At 63.1% G+C, this 16,456-nt stretch carries 15 protein-coding genes; 10 read left to right on the plus strand and 5 right to left on the minus strand.

Features of this window, described 5'->3' with window-relative positions:
• Positions 1–29: 29 nt before the first annotated feature.
• Together QRN45_RS18030 and QRN45_RS18035 are read right to left on the minus strand one after the other, a co-directional pair.
• Positions 30–335, minus strand: coding sequence for a putative quinol monooxygenase (locus QRN45_RS18030; protein WP_241710419.1), 306 nt, complete (start codon positions 333–335; stop codon positions 30–32).
• Positions 336–363: 28 nt separating this feature from the next.
• Complete coding sequence (locus QRN45_RS18035; protein WP_241710420.1) at positions 364–1,101, minus strand: glutamine amidotransferase; 738 nt, start codon at positions 1,099–1,101, stop codon at positions 364–366.
• Between the two features lie 384 nt (positions 1,102–1,485).
• Between QRN45_RS18035 and QRN45_RS18040 the strand changes: the two genes are divergently transcribed.
• Positions 1,486–2,832 carry an ammonium transporter gene (locus tag QRN45_RS18040; protein ID WP_284764199.1) on the plus strand — a complete coding sequence of 449 codons (1,347 nt, stop codon included), beginning with the start codon at positions 1,486–1,488 and terminating at the stop codon, positions 2,830–2,832.
• Between the two features lie 47 nt (positions 2,833–2,879).
• The gene (locus tag QRN45_RS18045) at positions 2,880–3,203 is read left to right on the plus strand and encodes a DUF6221 family protein (protein WP_284764200.1); all 324 of its coding nucleotides are present in this window, start codon (positions 2,880–2,882) and stop codon (positions 3,201–3,203) included.
• 277 nt (positions 3,204–3,480) lie between these two features.
• Here QRN45_RS18045 and QRN45_RS18050 read toward each other — a convergent pair whose 3' ends face one another.
• Complete coding sequence (locus QRN45_RS18050; RefSeq protein ID WP_284764201.1) at positions 3,481–4,977, minus strand: lysozyme; 1,497 nt, start codon at positions 4,975–4,977, stop codon at positions 3,481–3,483.
• A 276-nt stretch (positions 4,978–5,253) separates the two neighbouring features.
• On the opposite strand from QRN45_RS18050, the gene QRN45_RS18055 reads away from it, so the two are divergent.
• Both QRN45_RS18055 and mctP read left to right on the plus strand, forming a co-directional pair.
• Positions 5,254–5,544: a DUF3311 domain-containing protein gene (locus QRN45_RS18055; RefSeq protein ID WP_241710423.1), complete on the plus strand. Its 291-nt coding sequence runs from the start codon at positions 5,254–5,256 to the stop codon at positions 5,542–5,544.
• Positions 5,541–7,238, plus strand: a complete 1,698-nt coding sequence (mctP, locus tag QRN45_RS18060; RefSeq protein WP_284764202.1) for a monocarboxylate uptake permease MctP — start codon at positions 5,541–5,543, stop codon at positions 7,236–7,238. Before QRN45_RS18055 ends, mctP begins: the two co-directional genes overlap by 4 nt.
• A 44-nt stretch (positions 7,239–7,282) precedes the next feature.
• Here mctP and QRN45_RS18065 read toward each other — a convergent pair whose 3' ends face one another.
• Positions 7,283–8,755, minus strand: a complete 1,473-nt coding sequence (locus QRN45_RS18065) for an HNH endonuclease (protein ID WP_284764203.1) — start codon at positions 8,753–8,755, stop codon at positions 7,283–7,285.
• 201 nt (positions 8,756–8,956) lie between these two features.
• On the opposite strand from QRN45_RS18065, the gene QRN45_RS18070 reads away from it, so the two are divergent.
• From QRN45_RS18070 to QRN45_RS18095, 6 genes are all read left to right on the plus strand, one after another.
• Positions 8,957–9,856, plus strand: coding sequence for a LysR family transcriptional regulator (locus QRN45_RS18070; protein ID WP_284764204.1), 900 nt, complete (start codon positions 8,957–8,959; stop codon positions 9,854–9,856).
• Between the two features lie 124 nt (positions 9,857–9,980).
• Positions 9,981–11,078, plus strand: a complete 1,098-nt coding sequence (locus tag QRN45_RS18075; RefSeq protein WP_264636987.1) for a tartrate dehydrogenase — start codon at positions 9,981–9,983, stop codon at positions 11,076–11,078.
• A 159-nt stretch (positions 11,079–11,237) separates the two neighbouring features.
• Positions 11,238–12,632, plus strand: coding sequence for a C4-dicarboxylate transporter DctA (gene dctA / locus QRN45_RS18080; RefSeq protein WP_264636988.1), 1,395 nt, complete (start codon positions 11,238–11,240; stop codon positions 12,630–12,632).
• Position 12,633: 1 nt separating this feature from the next.
• Positions 12,634–13,782: a glycerate kinase gene (locus tag QRN45_RS18085; RefSeq protein ID WP_284764205.1), complete on the plus strand. Its 1,149-nt coding sequence runs from the start codon at positions 12,634–12,636 to the stop codon at positions 13,780–13,782.
• Positions 13,783–13,862: 80 nt separating this feature from the next.
• Positions 13,863–14,954 (plus strand): type I restriction endonuclease, encoded by a 1,092-nt coding sequence (locus tag QRN45_RS18090; protein WP_264636990.1) that lies wholly within the window; start codon positions 13,863–13,865, stop codon positions 14,952–14,954.
• A 93-nt stretch (positions 14,955–15,047) separates the two neighbouring features.
• Positions 15,048–15,263, plus strand: coding sequence for a type II toxin-antitoxin system Phd/YefM family antitoxin (locus QRN45_RS18095; protein WP_264636991.1), 216 nt, complete (start codon positions 15,048–15,050; stop codon positions 15,261–15,263).
• A 177-nt stretch (positions 15,264–15,440) separates the two neighbouring features.
• Here the strand turns inward: QRN45_RS18095 and QRN45_RS18100 are convergent, their stop codons facing one another.
• Positions 15,441–16,310, minus strand: coding sequence for an ABC transporter permease (locus tag QRN45_RS18100; RefSeq protein ID WP_284764206.1), 870 nt, complete (start codon positions 16,308–16,310; stop codon positions 15,441–15,443).
• Positions 16,311–16,456: the final 146 nt, after the last annotated feature.

Raw genomic sequence — 16,456 nt, forward strand, 5'->3', positions numbered from 1 at the left:
CCGTCAGCCGCGTGTCACCTGGGTGAATATCAAGCGTCGCGGATTGGTGAGCCCAATACAGTGAACCGCGTGCCACCCATCTCTCCGGACAGCAGCGGCATTGCCTCGGCTATCGCGGCCCGGACACTGTCCAACTCCAGCGACCCTCGGTGCGCTTCTGCCGATTCCCACAGTTCGCAGACAAACACCGTGTCCGGCGCTTCGTCATTGATGCCCACCTCGTAGAGAAGGCAACCCGCGCCCCGGAGTTCAGGTTTCGGTGTCAGCAGGATGGACACGACGGCGTCGCGCTGGCCGGGTTTCGTGCCGAGACTGCCCACGTTTGCAAAGGTCATGCGCCTATTGTGCTTCATTCCGCCGACGTTATTGAGGAATCGCGTATCGGCGGACAAAGTTGCCGAGGATCTTCATCGGTTCGGTCGCCGTGACCTTCCGGGCGTCCGCCATCAGCTGTTCAGCAGCCTCGGGCGGGAAATATCCGGCGTGGCGATAGGTGTCGATCCGGGTGACGAGCCCCTCGGCGTCCAGCTCCGGATGGAATTGCGTGGCGTAAAGATTGCTCTTGATGCGGAACATCTGCACCGGGCAGGCGGCCGAACCGGCCAGCAACACCGCGTGTCCCGGCAGGACCGTGCAGGCTTCCTTATGGCCCGTAAAGGCGACAAAGCGCTCGGACATGCCTTGGAGGAGGGGGTCCTGGAGGCCCTCCGCCGTGAGCTTGATGGTTACCCCTCCAAGCCCTTCACCGTAGGTGCGGTCAATCACCGCGCCCTGGTGAAGGCCCAGGGTTCCGACCCCATAGCAGGCCCCCAGAAAGGGAAAGTCGGAGGCCACAATCGTGTCCAGCAGGTGAGCGAGTTCCTTCTCCACCCGTTTCTGGACCGGACTCTTGTGTTCCGGAGGGTCGCTCGAAGTGAACGGACTGCCGCCCACGATCACGCCGGAGTAGTCGGAGAGCTCAAGCGGGGGAAGTGGCGCCGCTTCCATCCGGATGCGTTGCAGCTGCTTGGGAGCGAGCCCTCCAAAACGGAGATACGCCTGGTACTCTTCCTCGGCGGCGGCGTCTTCGGCACGAGATGCGAGCAGGAGAAACGGCTTCACAGGCTAAGTGTGCACGCGGTGGCCCTGGCGCGCCAGCGTCCGGCTGAAACATCCCTTTGGAGGCGGTGAGCCGCCGTTCACGTGGAAGAAATGTCCGGCATTCCGGCCGGATGGGAGGATTTCACCTCCTTCGGCCTTGGATTCCGCGGAATCACCGGCATCCCGCACGTCCGCTCCGGGTGACCCGGCGTCCCTGCGGAGACGGAGTTAACATTCCCGAAACACGCCTGTCATGCGTTCTTCACGCCTAGACAAGTTATGTAACGTGCCCGCAATTTTTCCTCGCATTGCTTGAAACACGGAACCGGAAATATTGGGCAGGGGAAGAACGGGACCACGCTGCAACGGTCCTCCTACGGCATTCCGATCAGAAGGGAAGCGCACGTGAATATCACTGCGGAAAACGTTTGGGTGATGGTGTCGGCGGCACTTGCACTGCTCATGACTCCGGCACTCGGCCTCTTCTACAGTGGCATGACCCGGGCCAAGGCCTCCCTCAACATGATCATGATGAGCTTCATCTCCGCGGGCATCGTAGGCGCCGTCTGGATCCTGTGGGGCTACTCAATGATCAGCGGCAAGAGTGTCCTGGGCATTTTCGGCAATCCGTTCAGCAGCTTCGGCTCGGCAGACCTGGTCGGTTCCACCGATCTCATCAAGCTTGGTTTCAGCGCTACTTTCGCCATCGTCACCGTGGCCCTGATCAGCGGCGCTATCGCCGATCGTGCCAAATTCACCTCCTGGGTCGTTTTCGTCCCGATCTGGATCACCCTGGTCTACTGCCCTTTGGCCTTCATGGTCTGGGGCGGCGGCCTCCTGAGCCCCGGCGGAGCCATCAGTTCGGTCTTCGGTCAGGTGATCGACTTCGCCGGCGGCACAGTGGTGGAGATCAGCTCCGGAGCTGCCGCCTTTGTCCTGGCCCTGATCCTGGGCAAGCGCCACGGCTTTGGAAAAGATCCGAACCACCGCCCGCACAACCTCCCCTTCATCATGCTTGGCGCCGGCCTCCTCTGGTTCGGCTGGTTCGGTTTCAATGCCGGTGCGGCCACGACGTCGGCGCAGGCCGGCTTGATCTGGGTCAATACCCTGGTTGCCCCGGCCGGGGCCATGCTCAGCTGGTTGCTCACCGAGAAAATCCGGCATGGCCACCCCACATCTTTGGGTGCGGCTTCCGGCGTCGTTGCCGGCCTTGTGGCCATTACTCCGGCTTGTGCCAACGTGGCTCCTGCTGCGGCCCTCGGCCTGGGTTTGCTGGCAGGCGCCGCCTGCGCCGTGTTTGTCGACTTGAAACACAAGTTCGGCTTCGATGACTCCCTCGACGTCGTAGGCGTCCACCTTGGGGGCGGCCTTGTGGGCACGCTCGCGCTCGGATTCATCGCCTTGCCTGTGAACGGCAAGGGTGGAGGATTGTTCTACGGCGGCGGACTCCAGCAGCTCGTGGCGCAGATCGTCGCCATCCTTGTCACCCTCGCGGTGTCCGGAATCATGACGGCAATCATCGGCCTTGTCATCCACAAGACCATAGGATTCCGCGTCAGCCACGAGGCGGAGCTCGCCGGAGTGGACCTGTCCGAGCATGCCGAGACCGCCTACGAGTTCGGCGGCATGGCCCGGAGCCACTTCAACGCCCTCCCGCACGTCAACATCCCGGTGGCCACTGCCGCCGCTTCGTCCTCCGCCGCCGCTCCCGCCGTCGAGCTCCAGCGCGAAAAGCAAGCCGACCCCGCTTAGCTGGGGCGGCCGTTTCCGCAGCCGCGAGGGACGCGTACGCTCAGTTTGTGGACATCGTCGATTTCCTCTCGGACCGTCTGAGTGAGGACGAAGCTGCGGCGCGGAAACTCCTCGGCGACCGTTCCGTCTCCGAGGCGGGCAAATGGTACGAGCGACGTCTTCTCCTGGAATGCGAATCAAAGAGAAGGCTGCTCGGCATCGTGGAATCCGCACGGCAGGCGGCCCTGGCCACGATGGTTCGCGGCACGCTTGGTGATTCGCCGCAGTGGATTCCGGAATCGATCGAATGGACCACGAAATCGTTGAATGCCCTTGCGCTTCCTTATTCCGACCATCCGGACTTCGAGCCGGAATGGCTGGCGGGGACGTAGCTGGCGGGCCTACCGCTCCTCCGCGAGCCGAGACCCTCGGCTCGCCACAACGCGCTGCCGCCGCCAACGCATTGGCCCTGTCAGCTTCCGGGAAGGTCAGATTGGAGGACCTACCGTTCACACCCCGCTTCATCAGTTCAGTTCACTGATGATTTCACTGACGGTTCCCTGTGAGTCGGGCCAACGTGTCTGACGGCTAACCAAATTCACACATGACAGAGGGCGGTCACCGGCATCGGTGGCCGCCCTCTGCAGTTTCATTTGCAGGGCGTTCCTGTCAGTGCATCGTCCCGAAATTGGTGTTGTACCGGTACATGAAAGCAGCCATGGCGTCGCGGTTGACCGCTAGATACGGACGGTAGGTTTTGCTTCCGTCGGACTCGGTCCATCCCGTACTGATGCCGCTGTTTGCGAGCCAGGTGATCTGCTTGTAGAACGGGTTGTCAGTGGCGACGTCGGTGAATGGCGACGTCGCCGGTGCCGTGAAGGCCGGGCTACCCGCGAGGCGGTACATGAAAGCGGCCATGGCGTCGCGGTTGACCGAAAGATACGGACGGTAAGTTTTGCTTCCGTCGGACTCGGTCCATCCCGTACTGATGCCGTTGATCGCAAGCCAGGTGATCTGCTTGTAGAACGGATTGTTCGTGGCGACGTCAGTGAATGGCGACGTCGCCGGCGGGGTGAACGCCGGGCTGCCCATCAGGCGGTACATGAAGGCAGCCATTGCGTCCCGAGCTACCGCCGTCAGGGGGTTGAAGTTCCTCGACCCGTCGGACGCGGTCCACCCGGTGGAGATGCCACGGGAACCAAGCCAGTTGATTTCGGACGTGAACGGGTCCCCGGAAATGTCCGAGAAGATGGGGCCCGGGTTGGTGGCGAAGTCGGTCAGCTGGGTGAGGGTGCCGTTGAAGACGTCCTGGTCGCCGGGAAAAACGCCTGTATCGGAGTTCTGCCACAAGGTGTAGTCCGGCCAGCCGGCCGGCAGCGGTCCGGCGTCAGTCGAGAAATAGGAAATATGCAGGGGGTGGTTTCCGAAACCCGCCGCATTGCCGGTGCACGTTGTCCACCAGTCAGTGGTGGTGTAAATGGCAGGCAGGCGCCCGGTCTTGGACAGGATGGTCGTGGCGAAATCGGAGATCCAATTCACCATGTCCCCTTGGCTCAATCCGTAGCAAGTACTTCCATACGGGTTGTATTCGATGTCCAAGAGGGCAGGAAGGGTCTTCCCGTCCGGGGTCCAGGCTGCGCCGCTCTGCAGAAAGTAGTTGGCCTGGTCCGCTCCTGAGGACGCGTCGGGAAGCGCGAAGTGGTAGGCGCCGTGCAAGAGTCCGGCGTTTGCGGATCCGGCATATTGGCTGGCGAAGTACGGGTTGGCGTAACCGGTGCCCTCACTGGCCTTGACGTAGGCGAACTTGGCGCCATTTGCGGCCGCGGTGGGCCAGTCCACATTGCCTTGGTGGCTGCTGACATCCATCCCCGGCACCCCGGACGCCACCGAAGCAGGCGCTACGGCCTGGGCAGACATCCGCGTTGGCGTAGCGGTCTCATGACTGCGGACCGTTGAACCCATCGCATGGTCATTCGAGGTACTTGACGTCGCGGACGGAGAGGGTGACGGTGAAGTCGTCGTGGGAGCCGCGGAAGCCGCGCCGGCGCCGGGGGCGGCGAGGACGATGCCCGCCATGAGCAGGGCCACGTACCCGGCGATGCCTTTCCGGATACGGGGTCGAACAAGTTTCGGCCGCCTGGGAGCGCGCAGGATCGACGCGTTCATATGAATTTCCTTCCGTTTTGGCAACGGAAGAGACCCGCGCCTGCAAACAACGCCCGCAGGAGCGGACGTCACGGACATTACCAGCTCTAGTCAAGACGGATGACAAACAGGCGGCATCAAACCCGGCCGCGAAAAGAGCGGGGGCACTGCCCCTGTCAAAGAATTAATCCAGAATCTATTCTGTTGATGAACCGGTACACATACGGTCCATCAGGCCGCCGGCTCGTCCCGGGAAGCCCATCCCGCTCCGGGGGCCGTCTCTCTGAGGAGGCGTCCATGTCCACTCCCGATGTGCCGACCCGGGGGCCCGCAAGGCCCGGTCCCTATATTGCGGCCGGAATCCTGCTGGCCGTCGCCATTCTGGTTCCGCTGTTCGTCCCCGCGTACTCGATTGATCAACCGCGGCTCGCCGGCATGCCGTTCTTCTACTGGTACCAAATGCTCTGGGTCCCTATCACCGCGGGCATGGTGGGCATCTCCTATCGCTTGGTCACCAAGGAGGACCGTCGGCGCCGAGAAGCAGTGCGGGGCGGACGAGGCGCACGCACCGAGGAGCAGGAACAATGAGCGCGCTCACTGTCCCGCTGGCGACCACAGCGGACCGGCCCGTCAACGGCGTCGCGCTCACCGTCGTCGTCGTCCTCTTCATCCTCGTGGCGGTGCTGGGCTTCTTCGCCGCGCGCTGGCGCGCGGGCAAGGAGACGGGCCTGCACAGCCTCGATGAGTGGGGCCTTGGCGGCCGCGGGTTCGGAACGTGGGTCACGTGGTTCCTCCTTGGCGGGGACCTCTACACGGCCTACACGTTTGTGGCAGTCCCGGCGGCAATGTGGGCCACCGGCGCCGTGAGCGGCTTCTTCGCCGTGCCGTACACGATCGTGCTCTACCCGATCGTGTTCCTTTTGATGAGCCGTTTGTGGTCGGTCTCGCACCGGCATGGGTTCGTCACACCGGCTGACTTCGTCGGCGGGCGCTATGGCAGCAGGGCGTTGACGGTTGCGGTGGCCCTCACGGGGATTGTCGCGACCATGCCCTACATCGCGTTGCAATTGGTTGGCATCAAGGCGGTGCTCACCGTGCTGGGCCTCGGCAGTGCGCAGAATGTGCTGCTGACCGACTTGCCCCTCATCATCGCCTTCGTGGTCCTGGCCGCCTACACCTACACCTCGGGCCTGCGGGCGCCGGCGCTTATCGCCGTCGTGAAGGATCTGCTGATCTACCTCGCGGTCATCGTTGCGGTGATCTACCTGCCAATCAAGTTCGGGGGCTGGGACAACATCTTCGGTGCAGCCCAGACGAAACTCGACGCCGTCAGCCCGGCCACAGGCAAGCCGGCGGGTGTCTTCATCCCGGGTGCCGCCAGCTATTCCGCGTACTGGACGCTGGCCCTTGGCTCGGCCATGGCGCTGTTCATGTACCCGCACTCGGTCACCGGAGTCCTGGCGACCAAGAGCAGGAACACGATCCGCAAGAACGCGGCGGTCCTTCCGCTGTATTCGCTGCTGCTGGGATTCCTTGCCCTCCTGGGGTACGCGGCCATTTCCGCGGGCACCAAGCCGATTGACTTGAACGGTGCCGTCAATCCGCAACTGGTGGTTCCGCAACTGTTCCTGGACAACTTCCCGGCCTGGTTTGCCGGTATTGCCCTGGCGGCCATCGCCATCGGCGCGTTGGTTCCGGCCGCCATCATGTCGATCGCTGCCGCCAACCTGTTCACCCGCAATATCTACCGGGACTTGATACGGCCCGACGCCGACCCGCGGCAAGAAGCGAAGGTCTCCAAGATCGCCTCGCTCGTGGTGAAGTTCGGGGCGCTGATCTTCGTGATCGCGATGGACCAGTCGGCGGCCATCAATATGCAGCTCCTCGGCGGCATCTGGATCCTGCAGACCTTCCCGGCGATCGTGGCAGGGCTCTACACCCGCTGGTTCCACCGCTGGGCCCTCTTCGCGGGCTGGGTGGCCGGGATTGCCTACGGCACCGTCGCGGCGTACAACGTGGTCAACCCCGTGACGAAGGCGAACTTCGGCGGCTCCATCGCTGCCATCCCCGGCACCAACGTGCAGGTCTACATCGCCGTCGTGGCATTCGCGATCAACCTCATTATTGCTGCCGTCCTGTCCCTGGTCTTCCGGGCGATGAAGCTCCCCGACGGCAAGGACATCACCCGGAATTCGGACTACGGAGCTGACGAGGACGACCCCAAAGTTGCCCAACTCCAGCGCGAATACCCGCTGGGCGAAACGGGAGGCCCTGCGTTCTGACTGGATGGCACTACCAATACACGGCCGGGCGGGTTTGTGCGTGCCTAAGCGGCCGGCACGTCCTGTCCGTGGCGCGCGCGAAACAGGTCCCCGAAATAGTGCGCAGCCATGACGGGCGGGTCTCCGTTCAAAGGCGTTCCTGGCAGGGGCCGGGCTGTTGATCGGTAGTGGTGTCCGGTGGGGGTGCGGATGTCGAGGACGTGCCGTGTCCCGGGGCTTGTTGTTGCCGTCCCGGTTTGTGCTGTCCAGCCGGGGAGTTCTTTGGTGTGGTTGCAGGCTTCGCAGAGCCCTGCCCCGTTGGCCAGGCTGGTGGTGCCGCCGTGGTGCCAGGGGATGATGTGGTCGATGTGTCTGATGGGTGCGTCGCAGTAGGGGGTGCGGCAGGTGTCGTCGCGGGCCTGGATGAAGCGCCGCAGCCCGGGCGGGTACAGCCGGGCACGGGAGTCGACGCCGACCAGTTCCCCGGTTCCGGGGGCGGTGTAGAGGCGCCGGAGCCAGACCTTCAAATCGTGATTGTGGCCGGGACCTGCTTGTCCGTCCTCGGTCTGACCTGGAGCGGACGTTCCATGGCCGCTGCTGCCGCTGAGCAGTGACCGTGCCCAGCGGGCGGGGACGATGCCGTAGCCGGGGAGCCGGGCTGGTTCTGCGTCGCTTTGGAAGAGGGTGCGGTCGGTCATGACGAGCTGGATCTCCACGCCGCTGATTCCTGCGGGGGTGCCGGTGGTGCGTTCGACCAGGGTGTCGGCCATGATCTGTCCCCGGGTGCGGGTGTCCTCTCCGGCGTTGCGGAGGGTGTCGGCGTGCCGGGACAGGGCAGCGTGCACGGCCACCCCGTGGGCGACGGGAAGCAGCGCGGTCAGGTAGGTCATGGTGTCCGGTGCCGGGCGGAGGCTGACGTGCCGTTCGGTGGCGGCGTGGCTGGCGCGTTCGGTGACGGTGCGGGGGTCCCGCCGGTAGGCCGCGGCCCGGGCGGCCGCGAGGATGGCCTTGTCTCCGGCGCCGTCGAAGGTTCCGGTGTCGGCGGCGAGTTCCTCGTCCACGGCGCAGCGGTCTTCGGCGGACAGGCAGGCTGTTTCCTTCACGAGCAAGGTGGCGCGCCATTCGTTCAACTGCCCGCTGTCGAGGGCGGCGAGGGTGCGCGGCATTTCGGTGACCAGCGCTTTCGCGAGTCCGAGGAGCCGGGATCCTTTGGCGGGGGATTCCCGCCGGGCCAAAGCCACCTGGGCTGCGACGCCGCGTCCGCGTTCCTCGGCCGGGACCCCGGCCGCGGCGTCGGCGCTGCGCTGGACGGCATCGAACGCGACGGCGATCCTGGCCTGCGCGGCCGCTGCCGCGGACTTCAAGTCCTCCAGGGCACGCAACTGGTCAATCAATTCGGCGCGGTCGGAACCTGGCCGAAGCGAAGCAACGGCGCCGATCAGGTCCCGCACGCAGACGCCCGGTACGGCAGCCTCCGGACCCGCACCGCCCGAAGGCGCACCCGATCCGATCAGCTGCGTTCCCCGAATACCGGCCATAAGAAAAGCCTCGCAGGGACCTACGACATTTTTAGGCCGAAAAAGACCCGTCCAAGCGAAAGAACCGAAAAAATTTTGAAAATTTTTGGGAAGGGCAAAGAAAGTGCCACCGAAGGAACCCAGACAGCCCGACCATCGCTTGCGTCACTGATAGGCGTAGGCTATCGATCGTGTCGGAAGCCCAGCCAGAGGAGCCGCACTGTGGACACGCGAAAACTGAAGTACTTCCTCGCCGTCGTCGACCACGACGGATTCAACCGCGCTGCCGAGCATCTGCTCATCGCCCAACCTTCGCTTTCCCAGACGATCGCCAGCCTCGAGAAGGAGCTCGGCGTTCCGCTCTTCCACCGCATCGGCCGCAGGGCAGTCCTTAGCGAAGCCGGCAAAGAGCTGGTCGGCCCGGCCAGACTCGTCATGCGGGATCTCGACGCCGCGCAATCAGCGGTCCAGTCACTCCAGGGGATCAGGAGCGGTCGACTCGACATCATCACCATGCCGTCCCCCGGCATCGAGCCGCTGACGTCCATGATCGCCGCCTTCACCGAGGTTTACCCCGCAGTCCGGCTCAACGTCAGTGCCGCGTTCACTCCCGAAGAAGTTATCGAGTCAGTCCGGAATGGCAGCTCCGAGATCGGCCTGGCCGGCTCGCCTACGCCGATCCTGGTTCCAGGCGTCGAGGTCATCGAACTCGAAAAGCAACCGCTCATCCTGATCGTCAATCCGCAGGCCGACTCCTTCGGCGCCGAGCAAACGGCCATCCAACGCGAGGATCTCGGGGGCCAGCGCATCATTGCGAGCCAACGAGGCTCCCTTATGCGTTGGCTCGTGGATGACGCCCTGGCGCACGGCGTCGAGGTGGAGATCGTCGTCGAAGTTGCCCACCGGACCTCCATCTTGCCCCTGGTCCTGGCGGGCGTCGGGCACGCGGTGATGCCGTCGTCGTGGGCTCCCACCGCGCACAAGGCCGGGCTGCGCACAATGCTCGTCGAACCGGTGACCCATCTGGATGTCGCGGTGCTCAGCCGCAAGGACAACCTCACTCCGGCGGCCAAAGCGTTCTTGAAGGTCGCCGCGGAGCACACCGCGCGCACCAATAACTAGAAACCAATAGGCATTACCTATCAGTTGTATCGAAACTAAGTCTTGGACGCCACCTACCCGCCGCCCGTCTACTTGAAGAGGAAAGCAGTGTGACTCTGCTAACAAACTCAACGAGGAGGTAGGCATGAGCGCCACCCAGAAATTCAGCATCGCATCGATCCCCGCAGACGGTGTGGGCAAAGAAGTTGTCTCCGCGGGACGCCGCGTCCTGGACGCCCTGGCCGCGAACTCCGCCGGTAAGTTCGCCTTTGAATGGACCGAGTTCCCGTGGGGCTGCGGCTACTACGAGAAGACCGGCCAGATGATGGACCCCAGGGGCCTGGACGCCCTCAAGGACTTCGACGCCATCTACTTCGGAGCCGTCGGCTGGGAGAACGTCCCGGACCACATCAGCCTCTGGGGCCTGCGCCTGAACATCACGCAGAACTTCGACCAGTGGGCCAACATCCGCCCGGTCAAGTTCCTCCCCGGCATCCAGTCCCCGCTCCGCAAAGCTGACAACACCGAGCTCGACTGGATCGTTGTCCGCGAAAACAGCGAAGGCGAGTACGCCGGCCTCGGCGGACGCAACCTGAGCGGGCGCGGCCCGGGGAACGAAGTAGCGCTGCAAACCGCACTGTTTACTGAGAAAGGCTGCGAGCGCATCATGCGCTTCGCCTTCGAGCTCGCCCGGACCCGCACGGTCAAGAAAGTCTCGTCGGTCACCAAGTCCAACGCCCAGCAGTACGGCATGGTCCTCTGGGACGAAACCTTCCAACGCGTCGCCCTCGACTACCCGGACGTGCGGACCGAGAGCGTCCTGGTCGACGCCATGAGCGCCAAGTTCATCCTCCACCCCGAGGAACTGTCAGTGGTGGTCGCGTCCAACCTGAACGCCGACATCCTCTCCGATCTCGGCTCCGCCCTCGCCGGCAGCCTCGGCCTCGCCGCGAGCGCAAACCTGAACCCTGAGCGGCGCTTCCCGTCGATGTTTGAGCCCGTCCACGGTTCCGCGCCGGACATCGCGGGCAAGGGCATCAGCAACCCGATCGGGGCCATCGCCAGCGCCGCCCTGATGCTGGACCACTTCGGACTGCACGAGGAAGCCCGCCTGGTCGAGGCCGCCATCGAGCAGACCACCGCCGCCGGGTTCTTGACCCGCGACGTCGGCGGCGAAGCCACCACGGACGACGTCACCGAAGCCATCATCAAGGCTCTTAGCCACTCGCTGGCCGCCGTCTAAAGCAGCCGCAACTCCGGTGGCGTTCGACGGCGGCTGGCCGGCCGCCGTCGAACGCCGCGGAGGTCCCTTCCCAACGCTCGCAAGCTCGCGTCGGGGCCCTCGGGACGCCGCTTACCCTTTCAGCTTTCTCCAGAGATTTTCCACAATGAGGTAGGAAACATGGGACACTCATCAACCGCCGGTCATCCGACCCCGGCCCCCAAAAAACGCTGGTACCGGCAACTGTATTTCTGGGTACTGACCGCCATTCTCATTGGCGTCCTGCTCGGCTGGCTCGCGCCGACCGCAGGCATCGCCATGGAACCGATCGGAACCACGTTCGTCAATGCGATGAGGATGCTCATCGGGCCGATCGTCTTCCTGACCATCGTCGGCGGGATCGCGAGCGTCGCGGACCTGAAGAAGGTCGGGATGACGGGCCTCAAGGCTCTCACGTACTTCCAGATCGGAACGATTTGTGCGTTGGCGTTCGGTTTGGTGGCGATCAATATCTTCCGGCTTGGCGAGGGCGTCAACGCTACTGCGGGCACCATCAAGACCACCGCTGCCGCGGCCCAGCTTATCGATGCCGGCGCGCACCAGGAATGGTGGCAGTTCCTGACCAACATCATCCCCACGAGCATCGTCCAGCCCTTCATTGCGGGCGATATTCTCCAGATCATCTTCATCGCGGTGGTCTTCGGGATCGCGTTGAACGCGATGGGCAAGCTTGGCGCCCCCGTGCTCGACGGCGTGCAGCGGCTCACCGGCGTGATGTTCAAGATCCTGGGCTTCATCATGAAGGCCGCGCCGCTGGGTGCCTTCGGCGCCATGGCCTTCGCGGTCGGCAAGTACGGTGTGTCCTCGCTGACAAGCATGGGCGGGTTGATCGCGCTGTTCTACGTCACCTCGATCCTCTTTGTGGTGGTGGTCCTTGGCTCCGTCATGGCGTTCCTGAAACTGAACATCTTCACGATGATCAGGCATTTCAAAGAGGAATACCTGATCATCCTGGGCACTTCGACCGCCGAACCGGCGCTGCCGGGCCTGATGCGCAAGCTCGAGCATGCGGGGGTCAAGAAGGAGACAGTGGGGCTCGTTGTCCCCACCGGCTACAGCTTCAACCTCGACGGCGCAGCGATCTACCTTTCCCTGGCCGCCGTGTATATCGCCCAGGCCACCAACACGCACTTGAGCATCGGCCAGCAATTGGGCCTCATCGCCGTCATGCTGCTTACGTCCAAGGGGGCTGCCGGTGTTGCTGGCGGCGGATTCATCGCTCTCACTGCAACGTTGGCCACCATCGGCACCATCCCGGCCGCGGGCATCATGCTCATCTTCGGCATCGACAAGTTCATGTCCGAATGCCGCGCCCTCGTGAACTTCACGGGCAACGCCGTCGCCACGTTGTTCATCGCCTGGTGGGACCGCACCCTCGACGCCGACCGCGTCCGCAGTGTCTTCGCGGGCGAAGCTGTGGAGCCGATTCAGGTGGCCGATCTTCCGGCGCCCGCTGCCGCCGTCGAGCCCTTTCAGCCCGCCGATCGCCACCCCGCCTATTCGGAATCCATCTGACATGAGTAACGCAACCGCCCCGAAAACCGTCCTCATCGCGCCCGACAAGTTCAAAGGCAGCCTCACGGCCGGCGAGGTGGCAGACGCCCTGGCGACAGGGCTGCGTTCCGTCGGAGCAGTTCGCTGTGAGCTGCTGCCGCTGGCGGACGGAGGTGACGGCAGCGTTGATGCCGCCGTCACCTCCGGGTTCGCCCACCACGGCTGCACGGTGAGCGGCCCCACTGGCCAGCCCGCACAAGCGAGCATCGCGTTCGACGGCGCCACTGCTGTTGTGGAGGTAGCGAACACTTGCGGTTTGGGGCTCTTGCCGGACGGACGGCTTTTGCCGCTGGATGCGTCGAGTCGCGGGTTCGGCGAGGCTGTTCTCTTTGCCCTTTCGTTGAGGCCGGCTCGGATCGTGCTGGCGCTCGGAGGCAGCGCGAGCACCGACGGAGGAATGGGCATGCTCACCGCCCTGGGCTTCCGCTTCCTGGATGCCTCCGGCCGTTCTTTGGACGGCAACGGGCGGAACCTTGGCCTTGTTCATTCCGTTCTCGGGACGTTGCTTTCCGGGCTAGCCGAGACGGAACTGATTGTTGCGAGCGACGTGCACAACCCGCTGTGCGGGCCGGACGGAGCTCCTGCGGTGTTCGGTCCGCAGAAGGGCGCATCGCTTGCGGATGTTGCAGCGCTCGACGCCGGCCTGATGCATTTTGTCTCTGTGCTCGCCTCCGTTGGCTTTGAGGATGCAGCTTCCGTTGCCGAGCATCCGGGCGCTGGAAGCGCCGGTGGGATCGGCTTCGCGTGCATGCTGCTGGGTGCTTCCCAGGTCTCCGGGGCGGACTACTTCCTCGACCTCCTGGACTTCGACACCCGCAAGGACAGCTGCGATCTGGTGGTCACCGGCGAGGGCAGCATCGACGAGCAGACCCTCGCCGGAAAGCTGCCGGCCGCCGTCGCGCGCCGCTCGGGTACGCGGCCGGTCATCGCCGTCGCCGGCCGTTCGTTGCTGCGGCAGGAGCGGTGGTCCGAGATGTCGCTTTCTCACGTCTACACCCTGGCGGGCTACACGGATCTGGACTCGTCGAAGGACCCTGTGTTGTCGGCGGACCTGTTGCGGCGGATCGGGCGGGAAATTGGGGAGGGGCTCGGTCGCTTAGGTGGCTTGTAAACAGACACGCCCGACTTCCGCGATCTCTTGCTACCGCGGGTCTACGGTTGGCTCAATGTCGGATTGGTCAAGGGGGACACATGGAATTCGCAGAACGGCTATCGGCGCTTGCAGCAAAGGTGCGTCAGCAGCGCGAGGCTATTCAGACCGAGGAAGCAACGAAGAACGCATTCGTCATGCCGTTCATCTCAACGATCCTCGGCTACGACGTTTTCAACCCTCTTGAGGTCGTACCGGAGTTCACAGCGGATGTGGGAATCAAGAAAGGCGAGAAGATCGACTACGCCATCGTGAAGGATGGCGAGATACAGATCCTCATCGAGTGCAAGAAGTCCATTGGACCGGTAAGGATCGAACACGCTTCCCAACTATTCCGCTACTTTGCAGTCACAAATGCGCGGATTGCCATACTCACCAATGGCGAGGTGTATCAGTTCTTCACTGATCTCGATGCTCCGAACCGTATGGACGAAAAGCCGTTCTTGGTGCTGGATCTCAATGACATCGATGATTCGCTCCTGCCGGAACTCCAGAAACTCTCAAAAGATGTCTTCGATCTTGACTCGATCATCAACGCAGCTGGCGAACTGAAATACATCGGCGAGCTAAAACGGACACTGGCCGCCCAGTTCCGCGAGCCTGAAGACGAGTGGGTCAAGTTCTTGACCACACGTGTGTACACCGGCCCATATACGCAACGTGTGCGCGAGCAGTTCACTTCGCTAGTCAAAAAGGCATCGAAGCAGTTTCTCAACGACCAGGCCAATGAACGTCTTAAGAAAGCCCTCGGCTCTCAGACCTTTACGCAGGTCGACGATTCGGCACTTCTTCCGAAGGTGACGAGTGAGCCGGTGGTTGAATCAGACCTCGCCGAGGCCGATGGTATTGAGACCACACTCGAAGAAATCGAGGGCTACCAGATTGTCCGGGCGATCGTTTGCAGCGACGTAAAGCCCTCAAGAGTCTTCCAGCGCGACGCCAAGTCGTACTTCGCGGTACTCCTAGATGACAATAACCGCAGGCCGATAGCACGTCTGCATTTCAACCGAACACAGAAGTACATCGGACTTTTCGACGAACACAAAGAGGAGCGGCGTGTTCCCATCGACTCCCTTGAAGACATCTACGAACACGCTGACGCTCTTCGCGCCAGTGTGAAGGGCTACCTGTAGCACCTGCCAGCTGGGTGGGGGCGCCGACTTGGATGGACACGTTCACAACGAGGATTGCTGTCGCACCCGTATCAGCGGGGACACACTTGGTGCATGGGAACTGTGACGGTGCGCGAGCTAAGGAACCATGGCGACGAAGTGCTTGAGCGGGTCGCTCGTGGCGAAACGTTGATCGTTACCCGCGAAGACCACGAGGTGGCTGAGCTCCAGCCCGTACGCCGACGCGGCCGCCAAACAGAACAACTGATCGCCAGCCGCCGGCACCTGCCGCGCGTGGACATTGAAGCATTCCGGGCAGATCTGGACTAGATCCTGGCTTCGAGTTCGGGACCCCTATGGTCAAGGACATGAACTCCATGCTCGTCTGGTTCAAGACCGGCAAATACGTCGCGGACACCTCGCGCCAAGCCGAAGTATTCGGACCGCCCCCGACGGCGGAAGACGCGGTCGGGGGCGGTTTGCTCGGAGTCTGGGGCGCTGGGGGAGCTACAGGTCCCTCAGCGAGGAATCCGCATCGAGCCGAGCGAGTCTTGCGACGTGCCCAACGGCCCCAAGGCACAAGAACATAGGAACACAGAAGAGTGCCCCGAGCACGAGCAACCAGTTGGGCATGGCCCACGCAGCCACCGGCAGGAGGTCGAGCTGCAGTCCGCTGAAGACCGCCGTTCCTATGACGGAGCAAAGAGTTCCCAGGAGCGCTCCCACAACGCTAATGATCAGACCCACTGCGGCCAACTCGACCATGTAAACCCCCGCTATCGAGGCCCCCGACCAGCCGATGGCTTTGAGGAGACCCACTTCGCGAGCTCTCTGCTTGATCCAACTGCCACCAACAGACATTCCGACCCCGAGGCAGAAGATGATCAAGAACCCACCGATCACCCAGCTGACCAGGGCGAGAAGAGCGAAGAGACCTGAGAGGGACCGGATTTGGCCCGCAACGCTGTTCACTGAATATCCGAGCGCTCGGACTTGGTTCTGTACATTGACCACCTCGTCTGCTGAGTCAACGCGAACATATGCGCGGGGGTAGGTCAGCGCTTTTGTATTCGGCCGGGCATTGGCGAGCGTTGACTGGAGCACCTTACTGGATACGTAAGCAGCCTGTGCGCCATCCGTACCCGGCGACGAGTTGTCATAGATACCTGAGACGCGGAGAGATATGGAAACAGGTTCCCCATTGCCAGGGCCGATTTCCTTCGTGTACACAAAGCTCATTTCCTTGCCGAGCAGCTGGGCGTATCTCTGGCCCTGCCCCTTGTCGGGAAGCAGGATCTGGCCTTCCCCAGGGCCGTCCCCGGAGACGTCTCCCAGCAGTATTTTCGGAGTGATGCCGCTGATGAATGGCGTACCCATGAACGCGCCGGGATTGTTCGGAGACGGCCAGTACGCAGGGTCCTCTATGGCGAGGTCTATTTGTGCCCAACCGGAGGATCGCACTACGTGAAGTGGAGTCCCGCATAGTGGTGTAACGCCACGGTGGTTGTCTGCGTCGTTGCTGA

The organism is Arthrobacter sp. efr-133-R2A-63 (assembly GCF_030209795.1).
Lineage (GTDB): Bacteria > Actinomycetota > Actinomycetes > Actinomycetales > Micrococcaceae > Arthrobacter > Arthrobacter bambusae_A.